This window comes from Sphingobacterium sp. CZ-2 (assembly GCF_004526235.1).
GTDB lineage: Bacteria > Bacteroidota > Bacteroidia > Sphingobacteriales > Sphingobacteriaceae > Sphingobacterium > Sphingobacterium tenebrionis.
The window spans coordinates 918,172-939,671 of sequence record NZ_CP038159.1; the positions used below are offsets into that span (position 1 = coordinate 918,172).

Below are 21,500 nucleotides of genomic sequence, written 5' to 3' on the forward strand. Positions count from 1 at the left end.
CTTATTTACTCGTTATTATTTTAAGATTAATATCTGCAAACTCCTTTATGTAGGTAGCAGTAACACCTAATAATGTTAAAATATCATCAGACGCCTTTGCCTTTGAGAGCCCTGGCTGGACAATCAGAATTTCATATTCTACAGGAATTTCGTTTTTTAATATTCCCAATAATTTTACTAAATCATTTCTATTGCCTTTTTCAAGTCGGGAACAGGATAGACCTTTCTTTGATTTAGTTTCCCGTCTAAGGAGGTGGTTGATAAATTCCTTACCAGATTTATGTTTCCAATGTACGGATTTTTGAGCTTGTCCGCAGACCTCATAAAAATTCTTGATCTGATTACTGACTATACCATCCAAAGCAAACTTTAAGTGATACAACTTAATTTCAATTTTCTCACTATGTGCTTTAATGACAATAACATCGGCAATTTCACCGGAATAATCATCATCGTAGATGATATCAAAATCTTCTTGCTTTAATTGTTCAATAACTTTGTACTGAATAGAATCAATCTTTTTAGGCTGTACACCTTGCGCTTCGTTTCTTAGATTCACACCATCCCAATTCCAAGTTATAAGTTGATCTTTAGGATAGATGCCTATCTGTTGTTTGAGTTCATAGTATTCATTTCCTGTAAGTGCAGAACCGTCCGCATACCAAACAGTGGGGATGAATTTTTCAAAGAATTCTGTACCACTGACTTTAATACGACCAAACTGAACTTCTACAGGTTCTTTTGATTGTTGAGTTATTTTAAAATCCGCAAACGACTCATCACCGTCTTTCTTCTCAAATAGTTCCAGCTTGAAAACAGCTTCTTGTGTTTCTGATTTAAGTGAAAATAACAATTCACCTCCTATAGATGGGTTTACCAAACATAATTCTATATTGGAGAGGTCGTATTTTATTCCGTCTATAATGAAGTTATATTTAGTTTCGACATCGAGGTAAATATCCGTATCCCAATCTATCCATACAGGAAATACTTTTGGAAGGTCTGTTCTGAGGGTTGGAATAAGTGTTTCCCTAAGAATTTGATTAGGGTCAATATTTTCATCCACTAATTTATCTCCTAATGCTATACACCAATTTTTAAACTGTTTTAAATCTCCCTGAAGTTTTGTCCATACTCTTCCTTTGTATGAAGCTCCTATATTAACTGGCTTACCAACTTCAAAACCTGTACCCATAACAAAGGCTTTTTCTCCTCTTTGTTTTTCGGCTAGGCTCAACGCTTCTCCAACATCACTTCCCACCATCATCCTAAAACGGATATTTTTGCCTAAAAACTGTCTTAATCCAACGTTTTGCAGCTTTACTCTTTTGATATTATAGAAAGTCTTAAAAACATCTATTCCTTTAACAAGCTCAGCATTATCGCCTATTATTGCTTGAGCCAATTCGGTGTAAAGGCTTCCATTGTCGGAGCTGTTTATGAACAGAAGATTATTTTTGGTTTCCCAATAAACTATAATTATGTCCCATTGTATATCATAAATTTCCCGTTTATCATGTACCCATTCTACATCAAGCCTTTTACCTATGACTATCACAAGCATATTATGCTCACGATTGACATCATGAAATTTAAATTCAAGATTATCATATCCGGAAATTCCTTTCTGAAAATCACCCGGATTCCAGGCATTAGTCTTATTCTTATAAACAACTGTGCTTAGCTTAGGTCTGATATTTTGAAAAGGAATGTTGGCATTATCTAGTTTCTTAAAACCACTCATGAAATCCTTAAATTCTACCTGTTCGTTCACTTGTCCCGAACTTGCATCTGAAAGAATTTCATTCCAATCTGCATCCGTAGCATACAAATCTGCTAATTCTGCTCTCACATCGAGATCAGCTATATTGGCAACGAAAGAGGCATCACCAAGTTCTTCATCATATTTAGTTCTTGTAAAACGACCTGCTAACTGTAATGTAATGGGAAGACTTTTTCTAATATCATGAAATGCTGCTATTTTCAATTCCGGCAAATCGAAACCTTCACCAAGCATATCAACACAAACAATTATTCTCGTTTGCTTTTGAAGTATCTTATCATAAGTTTCCTTAAAATTAGGCACTCCCGAATAAATTACAACCGGATTGAGATCTTTATGAACTTTGTATAATTTAAAAATTTCCTTTGCCCGCTCTTTAGTAGCACAACGAGCCATAAGAATGTGATTGTGAGGGTTTGGATTAGCTAAATCTGAACGTAAACGTTCAACAGCCACCTTTGCAATTTCTTGATCCGCTTTTTCTTTCTCATATTCACGGATAGAAATAAACTCTATCTTTTTATAATAACCTTGTTCCTGTGCTTTCTTTAAAGGGAAGTTGGAAATAATTTTTCCATCGAGTCTCTTTCCATCATTTCTAAATGGTGTCGCTGTAAATTGAATAACCTTTTCTTTATCGAATTTATTCCGGAACTCATTCCACGAAGACGCTTTCACATGATGAGCTTCATCAATAAATATATGGCTGAATGTTTTGGAGAAAAGTTCTTGAGTCTCATTATTTTGATTGGTAAGCCAACTCATTGTACTTACTACTACATTGCATCTCTCTAAAAATTCAGTAACCTCTTCAGTACTTTCAAATTTATTCTTAATAACTCCAACAATTGGATATAGAGACTTTTCGCCTACAACACCGAATTGTTTTAATAAACCTAAATTGAAAAACTTTCCGGCTATCTGGTTTCGTAAAGAATCAGAAGGCACCGTAACCAAAAGCTTTTCACACCTGTTAGCTACCAGCGTAGCCAACATAGTTTCTGTCTTACCGGTACCTGTAGGCATTACTACTGTTGCTGCATCTAACGGAAGTTTCAGATGTCCCATTATCATATGCAATGCAGCGATCTGAGGTTGTCTTAACCCTGGCTCGTTTTTATCTTCTTCCTTATATAGAAAATCATTTTTCCACGACTGTGCAATCTCATTAGATGAGTACTCTTTTAGAAGAGGGTGTTTCGCCCATCCCTTAATAACTATTTTACTTTCTTCAAACCGTTGTTTTCTAGGAAGCACATTAGTAAAAAGAGCATATTCAATTTCTTCGGGAATATATTCTTCTTTGGTAGTGAGACAGATTTTATTTCCATTGTTTTCTACCACTAAGTAAAAGCGATTTTCCTGCAATATATTAAGAGGTATTGATCGCTTTGAGGCTAATAGTTGTCTTATAATATTTTTGCTTCCAGTTTTTTGATAAAGAGTTGACTCAAGAGAGGGTAAAGTTATTTTCATATGTTACATCAAATTCGTTCTCAAGGTTATTATTAATGGTGATTGAATCACAATTTACTAAGTAACAAATTGCAATTCACACAAATATAACCAAATAAAAGCTCTCTCAATTACGGAGAACCGTAATTTGATACAAATTCAAAATCTAATTATTATGGAAAAGGAAATAGAGAAAATTCCTCTTGATGAAGCAATGGAAATGCTAAAAGAAGTAGGGGTAAATGTCAATCCAGAAGATGCTGAACTGATTATGGAGTTTTTATATAATCTTGTTGAAATAATCATTAGGGAATGTTTTTCGGAATATATGGATTAGGGTTTATATGCTTTTACCTTATCAACAATATCCTCCTTTATAAATTCCCAATATTTCCCTCTTAAACATATTGGGTCGAAATCATCATCCGAAAGCTTAAAATTGATGAGGTTATTCAGTATTAGTTCTTGATCGTGTGTGTAAGGACAACGTTCTAGATGCAGAGAAAGCATAGTAAAAAGGTTGCATTTCTATAGTAATTCATGCAAATCCCAGAAATCTTTCTTGCGACATATACGTTGTACTACATCTATTTTCATAGCAATGATTTCTTCGGTAGTAGCCATTCTGATTTCATCCGCAATCAAAGGAGGTTGTATAAAAGTATCCGTATAAAACACATCTAATTTTACCACATTGTCCTTATCTGTACCCACACTATAAGATTTACCCATAGCTGGATCAAGATTTGAAAAATGATGGTGGTTGGGAAATGTTTTCTCTATAAATTCATCAATATTTTTAAAATTAATAGAACCATATGGGCAGTCACTAAACAAATCTATATCTACAGACAAACGATGTCCTAATTGAAGACTTAATGCTGTACCGCCTACCAAACGAAAGGTTTCAAACACAGAGGATTCCATTAGAGTAATCAATGTATTTTTTAAAAGATCATTGACAATGGTATAGTACATCATGATTATTCTGTAGTTTTATTGAATCTGTATATAGTATACGGATCTCTGATATTGGACTCCTGTAAAGCTTGGTTTACTTTTTCAGTACCATAAAAGCGAATAATCTCCCTTTTGCCATTTTCGTTTCCACGCTCAAAAACGCGTTGAATAACAGCTCTGTACTGTCGTTCCCAATCAATCTGTTGAATATCTGTATCCCAAAACAATCCTTTACTAAGAATATGTAGATTAGGAGTACATTTGATTTCTTTTTCTTTGATTTTTTGGATATCATAATAGGCCTGCAATATCACTAAAGTACCTTCATCCAATCCAAGTTCTCTTTCAATCTTCATTGCTAATGCAGTGCTAATTCCTCTTTTACCTTTAGTAATAGCGTTAAATGTTTGGGGATGTTCCTCGAAAGACAAAGCAAAAGGACGTTGTTTGAAAGAACGTTTTTTTAATTCTCTATCAAGTACAATCCCTGGATGAATCCCTTTGTACTTCTCAAATTGCCTATTCATAATAGAAATATAAACATTTTTGCTTACATAAAATTGACAAAAAAAACATTGGAAGATTATTGCTTTGATGGAAAGGCTATAAATAAACAAAGCCCAACTATCGTCGGGCTTTGTTTCTTCAGCGGAGAGGGAGGGATTCGAACCCTCGATACAGTCATCCCGTATACAGACTTTCCAGGTCTGCTCATTCGACCACTCTGACACCTCTCCGTGTCAATCGTGGCGCAAATATATAAATTTATCCCATTAAAAACATATTAATCCAAAATAATTCGTTTTTCGTTTTGCTTTCCCTAAATTAGGGCTGAGCGAATATGAAGCGAATCCTATCAATCGACGGCGGTGGAATTCGGGGAATCATCCCCGGCATGGTATTGGTTTCCCTAGAGCAAAAGCTTAAGAAACAAAGCAATAACCCAGATGCCCACCTTTCTGAATATTTTGATTTCTTTGCAGGCACCAGCACCGGTGGAATCTTGGTCAGTATTCTCCTCTGCCCCCATCCCAATGATCCTACAAAACCACGGTTCTCTGCTCAAGAGGCACTGGACATTTACCTGGAACATGGCACAGAAATATTTACCACCAGCAGTTGGCGCAGATTCTTGAACCAATTTGGACTGCTAACGGAACTATACGATGAGCATGTGCTCGAAAAAGTATTGGAAAGCTATTTCGGAGATATGAAGCTCAGTCAGCTCATAAAACCCTGTATCATCACCGCCTACAACATCGAATTGCGGAAAAACCATATCTTCCGGCAACAGAAGGCGATTTCTCATGGCGAATCTCGTAATTTCTTATTGAAGGATGTTTGTCGTGCTACTTCCGCAGCACCAACCTATTTTTCGGTGGCAGAAATTTATTCATTGGCAGGCACGCGATATCCCTTGGTGGATGGTGGCGTATTTGCACATAGCCCAGCCATTTCAGCTCTTCTGGAAGTGCTCAAAACCTTTAAGACCTTCAAGATAGACGATGTACATATCCTCTCCCTCGGAACAGGGATTGCCAAGAATGCCTATAACTACGAGGATTTCAAAAAGAAAAAGGCCATATCCATCGGGCCGGCTTTGGTGGATATCATGACTTCCAGTTCTTCGGAAAGCAACGATTATTTCCTACATCAACTGTTCCGATCTGTACAGCAGAGTTCCAACTATATCCGCTTGGAGCCATCCAACCTCTCCTCTATCGAACCTTCCTTGGATGCGGCATCAAAAGGAAATATCCAGAAGATCGTTTCATTGGCCGATAAGATGATCAGTGACAACGAATACTTATTGGATGCCTTAGTGATCGACCTTATCCGCGAAAAAGAAAAAGGGAAAGAGAAAAAAGAATTAACCGTTTGGCAATACCTTAAGGATAAATTTTAATAATTTTACTATCTTAATAAAATTCCAAAAAGAACATTATTCCATGGCAAAAACAATTGCATTAATAGCCCATGACGGCAAAAAAGCAGAAATGGTCGGTTTTGTAAAAGACCATCAGGAAGAACTTTCAAAAGCCCACCTGGTAGCCACCGGAACTACCGGCTCCTACATCCAACAAACGGGTTTGGAGGTAGAACTTAAATTAAGCGGTCCGAAAGGTGGCGATGCCCAAATTGCAGCAATGGCCGCAGAAGGAAAAATCGATGGCATCATTTTTTTTAGGGATCCCCTGGGAAAACATGCACACGAACCCGATATTCAGATGTTGATGCGCATTTGTGACCTTTGGAATGTGCCTTTAGCAACCAATCTGGCAACAGGAACCCTGATCATTAAAGGATTACTGGAATAAATCCAGATGCATTTTCATGCATTAATGGTTATCAATTTCAACAACAGATTAAACATAGAAAGATTACATATTATAAATGGAAAACGATAAAGTGAATAAGGACGAAACTACTCTTGATAAGAATAAAGCAGAAGCGAACAAAACAGAAGATACCATTGGTTTAAACGAGGTTTTGGTGAGTATTGGCGAAGAAAATTACACCACCAACATCCAATATGGTGACCTTTCTTTGATTGCAGATGAGCCTTTGGAGCTCGGCGGACAGAACAAAGGGATGGCCCCATCCCAATTGTTGCTATCGTCCGTAGGAGCTTGTAAAGCCATCACCATGCGTATGTATGCCAACAGAAAGAAATGGAAAGTAAACCGTATCGATATCAAGATCAGCAGTGAGGTTCAGAAGAGTGAACAACAGCAAACCACCTTTATTCGCTGCAATATCTTTATAGATGGCGATCTGGATGAGGAACAAAAACGCAGGATCTACATGATCGGCGAAAAATGTCCGGTTCAGAAAATGCTGCAGAATCCAATTGTTGTAGAAAGTAATCTAATTGATACAAATAGTTAAGAAAATAAAAGAGGATTGTATATTTGCGGCCTAGATTAATTATTAATCATGCATACCATGAGTGAGCACACCTTTACGAGTCCCTTCCGTAATTTTACACGTGAGGAATGGAAAAGATTGAACGGTCAATTAAGTCATGCGATCCGCGAGGAAGACCTCAGCCAATTGCATGCCTTGAACGAACCCTTGACCATGCAGGAGATCGAAGAGGTGTATATTCCCTTGGCCCACTTATTGGAATTGCATATCAATAAATTCCAGGAGCTCCATGCGATAAGCAATGACTTCTTTAAAAGGAACCATCAAAAATTGCCTTTCATCATTGGGATTGCAGGATCTGTTGCGGTGGGTAAATCCACCACAGCAAGGGTGTTGAAAAAGGTTTTGGCCCTATTGCCGCATCGGCCAAAGGTGGAACTTGTGACAACAGATGGTTTCCTCTACCCGAACAAGGAACTTATCAAACGGGATATCCTAAACAGAAAAGGATTTCCGGAAAGCTATGATAGTAAGAAGATCATTCAGTTCCTGGCGGATATCAAGTCAGGAAAATCTTCGGTTTCTGTACCCTTATACTCCCATTTGGCGTATGATGTTCTGCCTAATGAAAAACTGGTGATTTCCCAACCAGATGTGTTGATCGTGGAAGGGATCAATGTTCTTCAGGTCAACTCTCGTAGAAATGGTGTCTTCGTATCGGATTTCTTTGATTATTCCATCTATGTGGATGCGGATGAGAAGAACATTGTGGATTGGTATATCGACCGTTTTGAATCCCTGAGAGCAACAGCATTCCAGAATGAAGCCTCTTATTTCCATAAATATGCAAACCTGAGTACGGAGGAAAGCATTGCCATGGCGAATAACATCTGGAATGAGATCAATCGCCCGAATCTACATCAGAATATACTTCCAACGCGTTATCGTGCTGATCTGATCCTTAAAAAAGGATCACACCATTTTGTGAAGAGGATCAAGGTCAGAAAGATCTAATTAGCTTTTTGCTTATCAGCTTTGATTCTTTGTCCTTTTCGGCTTTTTATCAGGAAATGTAAATAGACTCAAATTTGAGGACCTCTTTCAGGATTTCATTTTCCAACTGTCGATGCATGCGGTTGCTATTGCTGATGGCATACAGATCAATCTTATACTTCACATAATCCTTACCGATTTCCGTAACTTTTAGTTCAATCGTGCCATTCTTAATCTTTAGGTTTGGGTGGGTGATCAAGCTCATTTTCAATGCTTCTTCCAATTCTTTGATATGGATGGATACGGATAAGGGCAGCTCAAACCTAACGGAAAACAGACTGGATTGGTGTGCGGAAAGGTTCATGAATGTCGAGGTGAACACCATATTGTTCGGAACCATCACAATATCATCCTCTTCGTCCTGTAATACCAGGTTGGCAAAGGTAATATCAATAATACGGCCCTTATGCTCTCCCACTCTAATTCTATCCCCTACGGAGAGCTGTTCTGAAAACATCACGATCAAACCTGAAATCATATTGGTGATGTAATCCCTGAAGATCACAGCTATCGCCATCGCCACAATGGTCATGCTGGTGATGAATTTCCCAGGATCGATTCCAAAGGCCAACATCAAACAGATGATTCCAAATACCACATTCAATATGGCGGTTAAGCGGTTAATTCCCAACACGAAGTTCCCACGAACAGGCCGATGGGAATGCCGGGTATTATATAGGAATATGATCAGAAACCTTAAGATGGATAAAATAACGCTGACGATTAAGAATGCTGATAGCCCATCGATAAATTGGACCAATCGTTTATCCAATTTCAGTTCCGACTGGAAATAGAAATAATATATGGTCACCAGACCCAATAAAAAGACTTTTAACAGAAAAGACCAGGGTATCCTTTGTTTATTTTCTTCCAAGCTTGCGTTCATGGTTTTGAAGATATTGTTTTTTTGGTTTCGGAGCAAAACAAGTTCATGGAATATACCGTTATATCCTTAATAATCAACCATTAAATTAAAAAACAATTCATTTAGGTTATGGATTCACTTAAATAACGTTTTATAATTCTTAAAAAACAAGTAACTTAGCAGTCGCTTTTTATAGCAGCAAACACGAAAATATGGAAACAACATTTGATTTTGAGAAGCCAATTGCAGATTTGCAAACCCAGATCGAAAAAGTAAAGCAGGTTGAAGAAAAGACCAAGGTGGATATGGGTGCAACTGTTCGTGAGTTGGAAGAAAAATTAGAACAAACAAAGGTTGACGTATATAGCAATATGACTGGATGGCAGAAAGTGCAGATGTCCAGACACGCAGACAGACCACAAACCTTCGATTATATTGACCTGATCTGTAATGATTTCGTAGAACTTCATGGAGACCGCACGGTAAAAGATGATAAAGCCATTGTTGGTGGTTTTGCGTCTATTGGTGATGAGTCGGTGATGATCATTGGCCATCAGAAAGGTAAAAATACCAAAGAACGTCAGTTCCGTAATTTCGGGATGGCAAATCCGGAAGGATACCGTAAAGCACTTCGCTTGATGAAGATGGCGGAGAAATTCAATAAGCCTGTTATTACCTTGATCGATACGATGGGTGCTTATCCTGGTTTGGAAGCGGAAGAACGCGGACAGGGTGAGGCGATTGCAAGAAATTTATTGGAGATGTCGGTATTGAAAGTGCCTATTATCTGTATCGTGATCGGTGAAGGTGCTTCAGGTGGTGCTTTGGGAATTGGTATTGGTGATAAGGTGTATATGTTGCAGAATACCTGGTATTCGGTGATTTCTCCAGAATCATGTTCTTCTATCCTTTGGAGAAGTTGGGACCATAAAGAAAGAGCAGCTGAAGCTTTAAAACTTACTGCAGAAGATATGTTGGGCAATGGATTGATCGATGGGATTATTCCAGAGCCATTGGGCGGAGCTCATCAGGATCCTGAGACTACAGCGTTGAATGTGAAGGACAGGATCTTGAAAGATTTAGCGATTTTAAAAGCAAAAGATACAGATACCCTAGTGCAGGAAAGAATTGATAAATTCAGCAATATGGGTGTGGTGAATGAATAAATAATCGTCATTGCGAGGCTTTATACCGTCATTGAGTGGAACTCTGTCGTCATTGCGAGGAATTCTTTCGTCATTGCGAGGAAACGAAGCAATCTTTGGACTATGTCATCCTGAGCAGCGTCGAAGGATCTGTTCGTGTACCAAATGTAGATGCTTCGACTTCGCTCAGCATGACAAGCGGGAAGATTGCTTCGTCGTACCTCCTCGCAATGACGGTAAAGACTCCTCGCAATGACGTAAAAACGCTGTTATCCCCCCTGCAGTCATTTCCCATACTGTTATCCCCCCTTCCTAAACGGAATGGGATCCTTCAAAACAAATCGAAAACTCATTTCCTTATCCAATCTCCTTACCAACAAATGAATAGGTTTTCCATCTTTTTCCTGAAACCTCCCCATCACCTCCTTCAACTTCATATCCCCTACCTTTTTACCATCAATCTTCAACAGCACATCATCCTTTAACAATCCAGCCAAATCCGCAGGCGAATCTTTTCTAATATTCGAAATCACATATATCGGCAATAGCCTAAACTCATATTTAAAACTCTGGGAAATATTAACCTTAAATCCAGGTTCGTTATTATCCGTACTACTGCTATTAATATTCGCCGGAACCCTTCGTTGCGTCCAAACCATGCCATCATGCTTAACCTCAATCCCACTCATATTAATAGGAAATGGCTTTCCAAATTTCCTGTTCGGCTTTAAATAAACATGAAGGTTCGAATAATCAAACACAACATGGAAATGCTGCAATACCTGATTCCCTACCGATCCCACCCTATTCTCCGCTAATTTTGCCGCATGCACCGCATTGGAATCTGGATAGGAAACAATGGGTTGATCAATATGGAATCCAGCGAAATCAAACCCTTCGATCCGATTCCTCATTCCGAATATTTCGCCATTGAAACCCCGACCTATATAATCATAAATATGCGGTTCTTTGATCTTTAAATCAGGTATAAGAAAAGGAAAGATCAGCATTCCATCCGAATTCCCCATATCGATCAGCATCTTGGCATCATTTAATTGCCTATCCCCTAAGTTTACATCTGCCATGGCGTAAGGCCTACTTCTTTCCAAGCTAATGTCAATTTTTTTATACCCTTTGGTCTCTTTACTGATATCGGAAAAGAAATCAAAAAGGTAAATTTTCGATTTTTGATAATCTAATTTCACCTGGAAGCTCTCAAAGAATTTACTTCCTAAAATTCCATGCACAGGAAGTCCAACATGACTCGACACATCCAATTCACTGGAATTGATGACATAGATGTCATGTCCAAAGTCTGCCGCTACATCTCCAATGATCAATTCATTGTTCAGTGCCATTATCCCTTCTACGCCATCTTCAATCCCAATTCCACTGAATTTCATTTTATGCACATTTTCCAAGGGAATACTATCCTTTTCAGAAACGAAAAGCATGGTTTCCTTTACTCCGGTGTCCAAAAGAAAGGAAAGGCTAACCCCGTTTAGGGTTACTGGAATGATAACCAGGTTACTGGAAAGATCAAATTTGAAGGAATTCTTTTTCGGAGAAATTAAATGAAAAGATTCTTGCGCCTGCGCAAATACACTCATCATCCCGAACAACATCATGACCAATATTCTCATCAAAAAAGGTTTATATCCCTAATGTAATTAAAAAATTAATCGAATTATAGCGATAATAGTAATAATTAAAAAACATTCGTTAAATTTGTTGTAGCAGAGTTGAACTTTCCAACGTTCAATTAACTTAACCAACCAAAAAAATGAGAAGGATATACACATATCTCAGTCTGTTAATCGGAATTACCTTACTTTTTACTGCTTGTGAGAAGTCTGAGCTTCATTCTGAGTTGGAAAACAGCGAAATCCTTTGGTCTCAATTCAAAATCAACAATAAGAATAGCTATCAATACACCCATACCACCCTCTCTTGGACAGGATGGCGAACTTCCACAACCATCGAGGTTAATGATGGTAAGATCACCAAAAGGGAATTTAATGGCTACATGATAAGTTATTACAATAACGTTCCGGATACCACCAAAAAGATAGAAATCATTGAGCTGAATGAAGATGTAAATAAACATCCCGAACTGATGAAGGACAAGACCCTGGATGAAATTTACCAGTTGGCAAGATCGCATGCAGATAACCAACAGTTAAACGGTAGATTCGTTTTCGAATCCAAGAACAACGGCCTGATTTCAAGATCTGGAATTTTTGATGACGATTGTGTAGATGATTGTTTTGATGGGATTAACATTACAGAAATCAAACCCTTAAATCCATAAGCCTAAGATCACCTCTTCAAAATATACGAATTAAAAAACCCGACCTAATGATTTTAGGTCGGGTTTCTTTTTACAGGTCCCTACATTAACGTATAGGTCCTTTTATTTTTTTCCTGCTATTATAATGCAGCCAACGCAGCATTTAATGTTTCGGAAGGACGCATTGCTTTTCCAGCTAGATCATCATTCGGGAAATAATAACCCTCGATATTTTCTGCTTTTCCTTGAGCTGCGATCAATTCTTCATTGATCTTATTTTCTTGCTCTGTCAAAGATTTAGCAAGTCCTTCAAATTTAGCGGCCAATTCTGCATCTTCTTTTTGAGCAGCTAGCGCTTCAGCCCAATAAGTAGCCAAATAGTAATGAGAACCACGGTTATCGATTTCACCAACCTTACGTGCTGGAGATTTATCATTTGCCAAGAACTTCGCATTCGCTTCGTCCAATGCATCCGCTAAAACCTGCGCTTTAGGGTTGTTCTGGGTTTGAGCTAAATGCTCCAAAGAAGCTTGTAGTGCTAGGAACTCACCTAGAGAATCCCAACGTAAATAGCCTTCTTCCAAAAACTGCTCCACGTGTTTAGGGGCAGAACCTCCAGCTCCAGTTTCAAATAGACCACCGCCATTCATCAATGGAACGATAGATAACATTTTTGCTGAAGTACCTAATTCTAAAATCGGGAATAAGTCAGTTAGGTAATCGCGTAAAACATTACCTGTTACTGAAATAGTATCCTCTCCTTTACGGATTCTATCAATAGAGAATTTAGTAGCTTCAATTGGAGATAGAATACGGATATCTAATCCTTCTGTATCGTAGTTTGGCAAATATGCTTTTACTTTTTTGATGATCTCTCTATCATGCGCACGGTTTTCATCTAACCAGAACACTGCAGGCGTATTGGATAGACGAGCACGGTTTACCGCCAATTTTACCCAATCCTGGATTGGCGCATCCTTCGTTTGACACATACGGAAGATATCTCCCTCTTCTACGGATTGCTCCATCAATACATTTCCTGAACCATCAACTACACGAATAACACCGCTACCTGTTGCTTGGAACGTTTTATCATGGGATCCATATTCTTCTGCTTTTTGAGCCATTAATCCAACGTTAGGAACAGATCCCATTGTTTTTGGATCGTAGGCACCATTTACTTTACAGTCCTCAATAACCGCTTCGTAAATACCCGCATAAGAACGATCTGGAATAATCGCTAAAGTATCACGTTCAGCACCGGCCTTATCCCACATCTTACCTCCAATACGAATCATAGCTGGCATAGATGCATCAACGATTACGTCTGAAGGGACATGTAGGTTGGTAATGCCTTTATCTGAATTTACCATAGCCAGGTCTGGTCCATTGGCAATAGCAGCATCAATAGCAGCTTTTACCTCAGCTTCTTTTTCGTGACCAGCAATCTTAGCATAAACCTCGCCTAGACCGTTGTTTTTGTTGATGCCTAATTCTTTGAATAATTCGCCGTATTTAGCGAAAACATCTTTAAAATATACTTCTACAATAGCTCCAAAAATGATAGGATCAGAAACCTTCATCATGGTTGCTTTTAGGTGTGCAGATAACAAAACGCCAGAAGCTTTTGCTTCTTCGATCGCTTGCGCAACAAAATCTTTCAGTTTTGCAATATGCAATACAGAAGAATCAATTACTTCGCCTGCTTTCAGGTTTCCTAAACCTTTTAATTCTTGAACTGCCCCATCAGCTGCAACAAATTCGATTTTAAATTGAGAATCCTTTTCAACGGTTACTGATTTTTCAGAACTGTAGAAATCACCATCCTGCATAGATGCTACCTTGGTTTTACTATCTGATGCCCAAGCGCCCATACGATGTGGGTTTGCTTTTGCATAATTCTTAACCGCTTTAGGTGCTCTACGATCAGAGTTACCTTCTCTTAATACCGGATTTACGGCAGACCCTAAAACCTTAGCATATGAAGCTTTGATTTTCTCTTCTTCTGCATTTGCAGGAGCGTCTGGATAATTAGGAATGGCATAACCCGCTTTTTGCAATTCAGCAATAGCAGCTTTCAACTGAGGGATAGATGCAGAGATGTTAGGCAATTTGATGATGTTTGCATCAGGCGTAGTGGCCAATTGACCAAGTTCAGCCAATGCATCAGCAGTTTTCTGTTCTGCTGTTAAATATTCATTAAAATTAGCTAGGATACGTCCTGCTAAAGAAATATCTCTTAATTCAACTTCAATATTTGCGGTTTTCGCAAATGCTTGTACAATAGGTAGAAATGAATAAGTTGCCAATAAAGGCGCTTCATCTGTTTTTGTGTAAATGATTTTAGATGACATAATTTTCTATTGAAATGATATTGTTTTGCAATTTAATTTGAGAAACCATGCAATTAAATGCCTGTTTTTTTAAAATTCGCCTAAAGATAAGAAAATGAAACTTAAATAGCCATAAAAGGATAAATAATGACAGCAATTCAAAAATCATTGTCAATATTGAATATATTTTAATTTTTTAAATGGTTTTTAAGGTAAATTTAAGATAGGATTTCCTTGGGTTCCAGGATAGTGATATCATCCTCTGAATTATCAAAAGATCTATCTACAATTACTTTAGCTAGGTCGACGGTAGATATTGGTTTATAATTCTTTAGAATTCCTAAGGCATTGAAAACCTTAATGACTTTTAAAGCTATTTTTTCGCCTCTCCGATCAGTTTTAGGCCGATCAATCAATCCTGAACGTAGAATGATCAATTTGGGGAAATCCAATTGTTTGATCTTTTCTTCGAGCATACCTTTCATCCGGCTATAGAAGAATTTTGATTTTGGACTTGCTTGGGCAGAAGACAGCAACACAAACGTGAAAACATGGTTCATTCTTGCCAGTTGGGCAAATTTTAATTGGTATTCATAATCCACTCGCCACTGTTTTTTCTTACTCCCTGCCTGCTTGAGTGTTGTTCCTAATGTAGAAAAGGCTACATCAGCATCTATGAAAGCAGCATATTGCTCTAGATGGTCAAAATCGACTATCACTTCTTTGAGCTTGGGATCGGGCATAAAGAATGGTTTTCTAACCAAGGCAACGACCGATTCTACTCGATAATCTGCCAAGAGCTGAAGTACCAATTCCCTACCGGTTGCACCGGATCCCCCAATTACCACTGCTTTCATAGATAGATGTTGCTGGATGATACTAAAGACTAAAACAGTACGTCACGGATATTTACATCCCGATCAAAAGAAGCCTTTGCAAAAGGACATAAAGGCATGATTTTCACATTGTTTTCCCTTGCGTATTCAACTGCTTTGTTAAGCAATAAATGGCCAATGCCTTTGCCTTTCTCTTCTTCATCCACTTCTGTATGATCGATAATGATCTTTCCAGGACCAGCCTGGGAATAGGTCATCTCTCCGATTTGCTTTCCGTCTTCTTCCGCAATAAAACCTCCTTTATTGCCATTCTCAACATGTTTAATTAGCATACTATTTGTTTTTTGATGTTAAACTATCAATTATTTTATTCTCTGCCGGAGTTTTTAATGGGACCAAGGTATCGACTAAATCATTTGGAACAGTCATGGACAAAACATAATGTTTGATCAACCATTTTCCATTCTTCTTTTCCAAGACGCCTGATCCCCGACAGATCTTCATCTGTGTATTTAACAATTCATCTAGCCATGCTGTTTTACCATCGGCAGAAAAAGTGATATGTCTTTCCAAAGAAGTGAAGGACCAAGCTTTCCCTTTATCAAAATAAGGTTTGGCCCAGATCATGAAATCCTGCTTGTTCCAGCGTTCTGTAGCATCCGTGCCTATAAAGATGGACTCTTTGTCCATCAGGTCAAAATACGCTTTTAAATCGGCCTTGGAGGCCGCCAGATGCCATGCATCCATCACTTTGTTAATGGCTGCCTTTTGTGTTTGGTTTTGTGCGAAGGCCAGATTTATCCCCATAAATAGGACAATAAATAATCTTATCTTTTTCATATGTTGGTATTGGTTTATAAAAATTAAAATTTATCCAAAATGCTTCACATTTTTGGTGACATTATCGACATTCCACTCAATTTCCTTGCGGAAATCCTCCGAACGTATTGGGCAATTCTCTACATGGCAATAATGGCAACATTCCGGCATACAAGGATCTGCATGTATAAAGAATTCCGTTTTTGATTCCAGGTTAGCATTTAAAACTTGATCAAATTCGGATATAACATCATGAACCTTTGTCAAGGTATAATATTTTGGCAATGTTAAATGGCAATCAATATGCATTTCTTGACCATAACGCTGCACCCGGAGATTATGGACATCGATCCAATTTTCCTGTCTATTCTTGTTCAATACATCAACCACTTCCTGAACAATTTCGGTATCTGATTCATCCATCAGGCCTGATATAGATTTTCTAAGTAGCTTATACCCATTGAATAAAATAAAACTACCTAAACACATGGATAAGGCAATATCGATCCAAGCCTGGTTGGTAAATTTCATGATCAATAAGCCGGCTATCAATCCAAATGAGCTGATCGCATCCACCTGCAGGTGCTTACCATCGGCTTCAATCGTCAGCGAGCGTAGTGCCTTCCCTCTTTTCATGAGGTAGAATCCAACTCCTAAGTTGATAAAGGAAGTGGCCAAGATCAGGTAGATCCCTTCCTCCACATTGCTGACAGACTCTGGAAAGAAAATATTATAGATAGATTTGATGAGGATAACACTACCGGCAATAAAAATCATCCCTCCTTCCACGAAAACAGAGAAGAACTCCACTTTTCCGTGTCCGTAAGGATGGTTCTGGTCTTTAGGCTGAGATGCTAAATAGATACTATAATATGCAAAACCAGATGCTACCACGTTGACAATACTTTCCGCAGCATCTGAAAAGATCGCATTAGACCCTGTGATAAAATAAGCTACAAATTTTATCAGCATCAACAGGATGCCTGTTGCCAAAGAAAGCGACACTAACCTCATTTGTCTTGACATAGCTCTTATTTTTTAGAGGGGCAAATGTAATTATTAAATATACGTTTAATATCCTTTTTCTTCATGTTGTTTTCCTAATCGTTGGGCAATGATGGATACAACGAATATCTGGAAAGCATGATAGACCATCAACGGCAAAAAATACAATCCCAATTTGGGATTATTTGCGAAGATAAATTTGGCAAAAACACTACCATGGGTCAAGGACTTTTTAGATCCGCAGAACAATCCGGTAATCCGATCTTCACGATTAAATTTTAGCACAAACTTAAGGATCAAAAATATGAGCCCATAGGAAATGAAAAACAGTAGGATTACTCCAGCAAATAAACTTAACAAGTAGGAAGTCCCTATCGCATGAAATACATCGGAGATAAAGGATTCAGAAAAACTATTATAAACGATCAACAACACAACGGCCTTATCAAACTTGGTTAAGGATTTTCCATATTTATGCGCCCAATTTCCCCAATATTTTTGCAAAAATAAGCCCAAAATAACTGGAAGTATCACTTCAAGTAATAAACCTAAGTACAATTCAGCAAACATATTGACTTCGGTTACTTCTAGAAAGAAGTGCATAAGTAATGGTGTCATCAATACCCCAATCAATCCGGAAATGCTCGCATTAAAAATAGCCGCTGGAATATTACCTTTAGCAATAGCAACCATTACTACGGAAGAAGTAACCGTAGAGGGCAAAGCAGCTAAAAAATAAAAGGATAACCAAAATTGTTCTTGCGTTTCTGTCTGGACAAAAGGGCGAAACAAAAGCACCAAGACCGGAAATAAGATAAAAGTAAACAGCTGTACCGAAATATGGAGTTTCCAATTCTTCATACCAGCCTTTATTTCCGAAAAGCTAAGTTTCAATCCGTAAAAGAAAAAGACCAATGCGATACCTACGCTGCTTAGCACGGAAATGAATCGCCCATTCCCTATTTCCACTAGATCTGGGTATATATACGCAAGGATGATCATGGCTATTAAAGCAACAATAAACCCATCCAATTTCCATTTCAGTCGATTTCGCATATCAGATACAAAGCTATCATAAATTTCAGCAAAGGCTTATTTCCGCTGATTTTTTAAAATGTTACAGCAGAGAACTGAAATTCTTACATTTTTCGTATCATTAATAAATTGTATATAATATATTTGCAATATCATGAGTACAACATCCTATTTATCGGAAAGAATAAACAACCTTTCTGAATCAGCAACTTTAAAAATGACGAAATTAGGTCGTGAATTAGCGGCCAAAGGTATCAACGTTATCAGTCTTAGTGTCGGTGAACCGGATTTCAACACGCCAGAGCATGTAAAAGATGCTGCTAAGAAGGCGTTGGACGAAAACTATACCCGCTATTCACCTGTACCAGGTTATCCTGATTTACGTCAGGCTATCGTCAATAAGCTAAAGACCGAAAATGGTTTAGATTATGACATTTCCCAGATTGTGGTTTCAACTGGTGCTAAGCAGTCTCTTTCCAATGTATTGTTGACCTTGGTAAATCCCGGAGACGAAGTGATCATCCCTACACCTTATTGGGTTTCCTACTCTGAAATGGTGACTTTGGCAGAGGGTAAATCCGTTTTCATCGATACTGAAATCGATGCAGATTTTAAGATCACTCCGGAACAATTAGAAGCTGCCATTACTCCAAAAAGTAAGGTGTTCATGTTCTCCTCTCCTTGTAATCCTACTGGATCCGTTTATTCAAAGGATGAATTGGCGGCATTGGTAAAAGTATTTGAAAAACATCCACAGATCTTCATCATCTCTGATGAGATCTATGAGCATATCAATTTTGTGGACCAGCATGAGTCCATCGCGCAATTTCCTTCTGTAAAAGACAGGGTGATCATTGTAAATGGTTTTTCGAAAGCATTTGCGATGACCGGCTGGCGCTTGGGCTATATCGCTGCAAACAAAGAAATCGCAGCAGCCAATGATAAGATGCAAGGACAGACTACTTCAGGAACTTGCTCTATCTCACAACGCGCAGGAATCGCAGCTTACGAACAAGGATTGGATTCGGTAAATCAGATGAAAGAGGCTTTTGCACGTCGTCGTCAATTGGTTTATGATTTGTTGAATGATATCCCAGGTGTGAAAACGAACCTTCCTGATGGCGCGTTCTATTTCTTCCCGGAAATCAGTTCTTTTTTCGGAAAGCATGATCCTGATGGAAATGTGATTAAGGATTCTGCGGATCTTGCCTTGTATCTTTTGAACTATGGTCATGTGGCTACTGTAGGTGGAGATTCTTTTGGGAATAATAATTATATCCGTCTTTCTTATGCGGCATCCGATGAGAATTTAATTGAAGCGTTAAAGAGGATTAAGGAAGCTTTAGGGAAGTTGGTGTAAAGGAAGATTGCTTCGTCGTACCTCCTCGCAATGACGTGGAAAGTTCCTCGCAATGACGAGATAGTCGTAATGACGAGATAGTCACATTGACGAGGATACTTTGAAAATATAAAAGCTCGACTGCAAAGTCGAGCTTTATACTAACCAACTAAAATAAATATAAGATAATAAAAAACTATAATTAATAAACATGTTGACCATGTTTAGATTATGCTATTATAGTAAGGATTGGTAAATAACTTCTCCGATCAAACATCCTAATACAATCCCCGCTCCTACAGAAAATGAAATCTTTGCCCACCAAGGCAACTTTTTTATCAAACTCAATTCAACCACTATTTTAATGTCCGAAATATTATTACTAATTATCTATGGCAAAAGTGCGAAAGTATTGGTCTTGTGCCAAGGAATTGAAATTGGTTTAATTAGAATTGTAACCGAACAACTACATAGCTGTTTACAACATCTATTTTTAACATAAATATCATAAAAAAGAAATCTTTACTTGCCTATTTACAAACATTTACCTATTTTTGCACGTCCGTTAAAATAACTACGGCAAGAATTCATTAACATAATTATTTAAACAATGCAACAGTACGAATCTGTAATCATTCTTACCCCGTTGCTTTCAGAAGATGCTGCGAAAGAAGTAATCACTAAATTCAAAGACATCTTAGTAGAAGGCGGAGCCGAAATTATCGCTGAAGATAATTGGGGTTTGAGAAAATTAGCGTATCCGATCCAGAAAAAAACAACTGGGTTCTATCACTTAACTGAATTCAAGGCTCCAGGTGAATTAATCAAAAAATTAGAGGTTGACTACAAACGTGATGAGCGTGTGATGCGTTTCTTAACTATCTCTCTTGACAAGCATGCAGTTGCTTACAACGAGAAAAAACGTAGCGGAGCATTCAACAAGAAAGTAGAAACTAAAACTGAGGAGGCAGCAAACTAATGGCAAACGAAAATATCCAGTACGTAACAGCCCCTAAAGTAGAGGACAACCGTAAAAAATACTGTCGTTTCAGAAAGAACGGTATTAAATACATCGATTACAAAGACGCTAACTTCTTATTGAAGTTCGTTAATGATCAAGGTAAAATCTTACCTCGTCGATTAACAGGTACATCATTGAAATTTCAACGTAAAGTAGCTCAAGCGGTGAAACGTGCGCGTATCATCGGACTATTACCTTACGTAACTGATTCATTAAAATAAGGAGGATACGATAATGGAAGTTATATTAAGACAAGATGTTAAACACCTTGGAGAGAAAGACGATATCGTAGTAGTAAAACCAGGTTTCGGCCGTAACTACTTAATTCCTCAAGGATTTGCAGTATTGGCAACATCATCTGCAAAAAAAGTATTAGCTGAGAACATTAAACAAGCTCAGTTCAAACAAGATAAAATCAAGAAAGATGCTACGGAATTAGCTGGTAAATTAGAATCGGTAAAATTATCTATCGGTGCTAAAGCTGGTGAAACTGGTAAAATCTTTGGTAAAGTGAACAGCATCCAAATCGCTGACGCTCTTAAAGCGCAAGGTTACGATGTTGACCGTCGTCGCATCACTTTCGAAACTGAACCTAAAACTTTAGGCGAATACATCGCTAACTTAAACCTTCACAAAGAGGTTAAAGTTCAAGTTCCTTTCGAAGTAGTAGCAGAATAAGCTTTACGGATAAAA

The 21,500-nt window shown here is 38.0% G+C and carries 22 protein-coding genes and 1 tRNA gene; 11 read left to right on the forward strand and 12 right to left on the reverse strand.

Annotation, left to right across the window (positions count from 1 at the left end; translation table 11 throughout):
- Position 1: 1 nt before the first annotated feature.
- The gene (locus E3D81_RS04150) at positions 2 to 3,259 is read right to left on the reverse strand and encodes a DEAD/DEAH box helicase (RefSeq protein ID WP_134776522.1); all 3,258 of its coding nucleotides are present in this window, start codon (positions 3,257 to 3,259) and stop codon (positions 2 to 4) included.
- A 154-nt stretch (positions 3,260 to 3,413) separates the two neighbouring features.
- On the opposite strand from E3D81_RS04150, the gene E3D81_RS04155 reads away from it, so the two are divergent.
- A complete protein-coding gene (locus tag E3D81_RS04155) occupies positions 3,414 to 3,575 on the forward strand; it encodes a hypothetical protein (protein WP_167554202.1) in 162 nt (53 codons plus the stop codon).
- A gap of 191 nt (positions 3,576 to 3,766) precedes the next feature.
- Here E3D81_RS04155 and E3D81_RS04160 read toward each other — a convergent pair whose 3' ends face one another.
- From E3D81_RS04160 to E3D81_RS04170, 3 genes are all read right to left on the reverse strand, one after another.
- Positions 3,767 to 4,219, reverse strand: coding sequence for a nucleotidyl transferase AbiEii/AbiGii toxin family protein (locus tag E3D81_RS04160; RefSeq protein WP_245153282.1), 453 nt, complete (start codon positions 4,217 to 4,219; stop codon positions 3,767 to 3,769).
- A 2-nt stretch (positions 4,220 to 4,221) separates the two neighbouring features.
- Positions 4,222 to 4,725, reverse strand: a complete 504-nt coding sequence (locus E3D81_RS04165; protein ID WP_134776524.1) for a transcriptional regulator — start codon at positions 4,723 to 4,725, stop codon at positions 4,222 to 4,224.
- A gap of 122 nt (positions 4,726 to 4,847) precedes the next feature.
- Positions 4,848 to 4,935 (reverse strand) — tRNA-Ser (locus E3D81_RS04170).
- Between the two features lie 104 nt (positions 4,936 to 5,039).
- Here E3D81_RS04170 and E3D81_RS04175 point away from each other — a divergent pair.
- From E3D81_RS04175 to coaA, 4 genes are all read left to right on the forward strand, one after another.
- The gene (locus tag E3D81_RS04175; RefSeq protein WP_134776525.1) at positions 5,040 to 6,104 is read left to right on the forward strand and encodes a patatin-like phospholipase family protein; all 1,065 of its coding nucleotides are present in this window, start codon (positions 5,040 to 5,042) and stop codon (positions 6,102 to 6,104) included.
- Positions 6,105 to 6,147: 43 nt separating this feature from the next.
- Positions 6,148 to 6,516, forward strand: coding sequence for a methylglyoxal synthase (locus E3D81_RS04180; protein ID WP_099367531.1), 369 nt, complete (start codon positions 6,148 to 6,150; stop codon positions 6,514 to 6,516).
- A 76-nt stretch (positions 6,517 to 6,592) separates the two neighbouring features.
- Entirely contained in the window at positions 6,593 to 7,087 is a 495-nt protein-coding gene (locus E3D81_RS04185; RefSeq protein WP_099367530.1) for an OsmC family protein, read from the forward strand.
- A gap of 57 nt (positions 7,088 to 7,144) precedes the next feature.
- Positions 7,145 to 8,080: a type I pantothenate kinase gene (gene coaA / locus E3D81_RS04190; protein ID WP_134776526.1), complete on the forward strand. Its 936-nt coding sequence runs from the start codon at positions 7,145 to 7,147 to the stop codon at positions 8,078 to 8,080.
- Between the two features lie 49 nt (positions 8,081 to 8,129).
- Here coaA and E3D81_RS04195 read toward each other — a convergent pair whose 3' ends face one another.
- On the reverse strand, positions 8,130 to 9,005 hold the full coding sequence (locus E3D81_RS04195; protein ID WP_209023102.1) for a mechanosensitive ion channel family protein: 876 nt from the start codon (positions 9,003 to 9,005) through the stop codon (positions 8,130 to 8,132).
- A gap of 191 nt (positions 9,006 to 9,196) precedes the next feature.
- Here E3D81_RS04195 and E3D81_RS04200 point away from each other — a divergent pair, with 191 nt between their 5' ends.
- Complete coding sequence (locus tag E3D81_RS04200; RefSeq protein ID WP_134776527.1) at positions 9,197 to 10,150, forward strand: acetyl-CoA carboxylase carboxyltransferase subunit alpha; 954 nt, start codon at positions 9,197 to 9,199, stop codon at positions 10,148 to 10,150.
- Positions 10,151 to 10,428: 278 nt separating this feature from the next.
- Here the strand turns inward: E3D81_RS04200 and E3D81_RS04205 are convergent, their stop codons facing one another.
- Positions 10,429 to 11,772, reverse strand: a complete 1,344-nt coding sequence (locus tag E3D81_RS04205; RefSeq protein WP_134776528.1) for a PDZ domain-containing protein — start codon at positions 11,770 to 11,772, stop codon at positions 10,429 to 10,431.
- A 140-nt stretch (positions 11,773 to 11,912) separates the two neighbouring features.
- Between E3D81_RS04205 and E3D81_RS04210 the strand changes: the two genes are divergently transcribed.
- The gene (locus E3D81_RS04210; protein ID WP_134776529.1) at positions 11,913 to 12,440 is read left to right on the forward strand and encodes a hypothetical protein; all 528 of its coding nucleotides are present in this window, start codon (positions 11,913 to 11,915) and stop codon (positions 12,438 to 12,440) included.
- 119 nt (positions 12,441 to 12,559) lie between these two features.
- On the opposite strand, the gene E3D81_RS04215 is transcribed toward E3D81_RS04210, so the two are convergent.
- From E3D81_RS04215 to E3D81_RS04240, 6 genes are all read right to left on the reverse strand, one after another.
- Entirely contained in the window at positions 12,560 to 14,773 is a 2,214-nt protein-coding gene (locus tag E3D81_RS04215) for an NADP-dependent isocitrate dehydrogenase (protein ID WP_134776530.1), read from the reverse strand.
- Positions 14,774 to 14,970: 197 nt separating this feature from the next.
- The gene (locus tag E3D81_RS04220; RefSeq protein ID WP_134776531.1) at positions 14,971 to 15,609 is read right to left on the reverse strand and encodes an NAD(P)H-binding protein; all 639 of its coding nucleotides are present in this window, start codon (positions 15,607 to 15,609) and stop codon (positions 14,971 to 14,973) included.
- 29 nt (positions 15,610 to 15,638) lie between these two features.
- Positions 15,639 to 15,920 (reverse strand): GNAT family N-acetyltransferase, encoded by a 282-nt coding sequence (locus E3D81_RS04225; RefSeq protein WP_099367524.1) that lies wholly within the window; start codon positions 15,918 to 15,920, stop codon positions 15,639 to 15,641.
- Position 15,921: 1 nt separating this feature from the next.
- On the reverse strand, positions 15,922 to 16,428 hold the full coding sequence (locus E3D81_RS04230; RefSeq protein WP_134776532.1) for a nuclear transport factor 2 family protein: 507 nt from the start codon (positions 16,426 to 16,428) through the stop codon (positions 15,922 to 15,924).
- 30 nt (positions 16,429 to 16,458) lie between these two features.
- The gene (locus E3D81_RS04235; protein ID WP_099367522.1) at positions 16,459 to 17,433 is read right to left on the reverse strand and encodes a cation diffusion facilitator family transporter; all 975 of its coding nucleotides are present in this window, start codon (positions 17,431 to 17,433) and stop codon (positions 16,459 to 16,461) included.
- 45 nt (positions 17,434 to 17,478) lie between these two features.
- A complete protein-coding gene (locus tag E3D81_RS04240) occupies positions 17,479 to 18,468 on the reverse strand; it encodes a bile acid:sodium symporter family protein (protein WP_134776533.1) in 990 nt (329 codons plus the stop codon).
- Positions 18,469 to 18,601: 133 nt separating this feature from the next.
- Here E3D81_RS04240 and E3D81_RS04245 point away from each other — a divergent pair, with 133 nt between their 5' ends.
- The 4 genes from E3D81_RS04245 (at position 18,602) to rplI (ending at position 21,485) form a co-directional block, all read left to right on the forward strand.
- A complete protein-coding gene (locus E3D81_RS04245) occupies positions 18,602 to 19,807 on the forward strand; it encodes a pyridoxal phosphate-dependent aminotransferase (protein ID WP_245153283.1) in 1,206 nt (401 codons plus the stop codon).
- 589 nt (positions 19,808 to 20,396) lie between these two features.
- The gene (gene rpsF, locus E3D81_RS04250; protein ID WP_099367520.1) at positions 20,397 to 20,765 is read left to right on the forward strand and encodes a 30S ribosomal protein S6; all 369 of its coding nucleotides are present in this window, start codon (positions 20,397 to 20,399) and stop codon (positions 20,763 to 20,765) included.
- A complete protein-coding gene (gene rpsR, locus E3D81_RS04255; protein ID WP_099367519.1) occupies positions 20,765 to 21,028 on the forward strand; it encodes a 30S ribosomal protein S18 in 264 nt (87 codons plus the stop codon). The genes rpsF and rpsR overlap by 1 nt, the downstream gene beginning before the upstream one ends.
- Positions 21,029 to 21,041: 13 nt before the next feature.
- Positions 21,042 to 21,485, forward strand: coding sequence for a 50S ribosomal protein L9 (gene rplI, locus E3D81_RS04260; protein ID WP_099367518.1), 444 nt, complete (start codon positions 21,042 to 21,044; stop codon positions 21,483 to 21,485).
- The last annotated feature ends 15 nt before the right edge of the window (positions 21,486 to 21,500 follow it).

Bases quoted from the DNA above. Each gene is read 5' to 3' on its own strand.
- E3D81_RS04240 (WP_134776533.1), bottom strand. From the start codon at position 18,468: ATGCGAAATCGACTGAAATGGAAATTGGATGGGTTTATTGTTGCTTTA.
- E3D81_RS04230 (WP_134776532.1), bottom strand. From the start codon at position 16,428: ATGAAAAAGATAAGATTATTTATTGTCCTATTTATGGGGATAAATCTG.
- E3D81_RS04155 (WP_167554202.1), top strand. From the start codon at position 3,414: ATGGAAAAGGAAATAGAGAAAATTCCTCTTGATGAAGCAATGGAAATG.
- rplI (WP_099367518.1), top strand. From the start codon at position 21,042: ATGGAAGTTATATTAAGACAAGATGTTAAACACCTTGGAGAGAAAGAC.
- rpsR (WP_099367519.1), top strand. From the start codon at position 20,765: ATGGCAAACGAAAATATCCAGTACGTAACAGCCCCTAAAGTAGAGGAC.
- E3D81_RS04160 (WP_245153282.1), bottom strand. From the start codon at position 4,219: ATGATGTACTATACCATTGTCAATGATCTTTTAAAAAATACATTGATT.
- E3D81_RS04195 (WP_209023102.1), bottom strand. From the start codon at position 9,005: ATGAACGCAAGCTTGGAAGAAAATAAACAAAGGATACCCTGGTCTTTT.
- E3D81_RS04205 (WP_134776528.1), bottom strand. From the start codon at position 11,772: ATGAGAATATTGGTCATGATGTTGTTCGGGATGATGAGTGTATTTGCG.
- E3D81_RS04220 (WP_134776531.1), bottom strand. From the start codon at position 15,609: ATGAAAGCAGTGGTAATTGGGGGATCCGGTGCAACCGGTAGGGAATTG.
- E3D81_RS04245 (WP_245153283.1), top strand. From the start codon at position 18,602: ATGAGTACAACATCCTATTTATCGGAAAGAATAAACAACCTTTCTGAA.
- E3D81_RS04225 (WP_099367524.1), bottom strand. From the start codon at position 15,920: ATGCTAATTAAACATGTTGAGAATGGCAATAAAGGAGGTTTTATTGCG.
- E3D81_RS04185 (WP_099367530.1), top strand. From the start codon at position 6,593: ATGGAAAACGATAAAGTGAATAAGGACGAAACTACTCTTGATAAGAAT.
- E3D81_RS04235 (WP_099367522.1), bottom strand. From the start codon at position 17,433: ATGTCAAGACAAATGAGGTTAGTGTCGCTTTCTTTGGCAACAGGCATC.
- E3D81_RS04165 (WP_134776524.1), bottom strand. From the start codon at position 4,725: ATGAATAGGCAATTTGAGAAGTACAAAGGGATTCATCCAGGGATTGTA.
- E3D81_RS04175 (WP_134776525.1), top strand. From the start codon at position 5,040: ATGAAGCGAATCCTATCAATCGACGGCGGTGGAATTCGGGGAATCATC.
- E3D81_RS04215 (WP_134776530.1), bottom strand. From the start codon at position 14,773: ATGTCATCTAAAATCATTTACACAAAAACAGATGAAGCGCCTTTATTG.
- coaA (WP_134776526.1), top strand. From the start codon at position 7,145: ATGAGTGAGCACACCTTTACGAGTCCCTTCCGTAATTTTACACGTGAG.
- E3D81_RS04150 (WP_134776522.1), bottom strand. From the start codon at position 3,259: ATGAAAATAACTTTACCCTCTCTTGAGTCAACTCTTTATCAAAAAACT.
- E3D81_RS04210 (WP_134776529.1), top strand. From the start codon at position 11,913: ATGAGAAGGATATACACATATCTCAGTCTGTTAATCGGAATTACCTTA.
- rpsF (WP_099367520.1), top strand. From the start codon at position 20,397: ATGCAACAGTACGAATCTGTAATCATTCTTACCCCGTTGCTTTCAGAA.
- E3D81_RS04180 (WP_099367531.1), top strand. From the start codon at position 6,148: ATGGCAAAAACAATTGCATTAATAGCCCATGACGGCAAAAAAGCAGAA.
- E3D81_RS04200 (WP_134776527.1), top strand. From the start codon at position 9,197: ATGGAAACAACATTTGATTTTGAGAAGCCAATTGCAGATTTGCAAACC.